This window comes from Prevotella sp. P3-122, assembly GCF_002251365.1.
Lineage (GTDB): Bacteria > Bacteroidota > Bacteroidia > Bacteroidales > Bacteroidaceae > Prevotella.
This window is the reverse complement of sequence record NZ_NPJH01000029.1, coordinates 1-325: the sequence shown is the minus strand read 5'-3', so window position 1 is coordinate 325 and position 325 is coordinate 1. Positions and strand designations below refer to the sequence as shown.

Here is a 325-nt window from a genome sequence, read left to right as displayed (position 1 = left end):
CCGTCGGCCTAGGGCAAAACTGGTGATTGGGGCTAAGTCGTAACAAGGTAGCCGTACCGGAAGGTGCGGCTGGAACACCTCCTTTCTGGAGCGGAGTTCCTTTGTATAACACAAGTCAAGGTTGGTTATCCTTTCTTGTACTTCTCTTCGCTGTCTCTTTGATAGGAGAGACTGGAGACTGGCACCTCTCTTTGGGGGATTAGCTCAGTTGGCTAGAGCGCTTGCATGGCATGCAAGAGGTCATCGGTTCGACCCCGATATTCTCCACGCTTCCCTTATATTTGGGAAAGAGATCTTTGACATATTGACACAAGCAAGACTGTAA

At 49.5% G+C, this 325-nt stretch carries 1 tRNA gene and 1 rRNA gene; both read left to right on the top strand.

The features are described from left to right. Positions 1 to 85: ribosomal RNA gene (locus CIL02_RS16525) — 16S ribosomal RNA — on the top strand; the annotation flags it as partial. 108 nt (positions 86 to 193) lie between these two features. Next, a tRNA-Ala gene (locus CIL02_RS05540) sits at positions 194 to 267 on the top strand. The last annotated feature ends 58 nt before the right edge of the window (positions 268 to 325 follow it).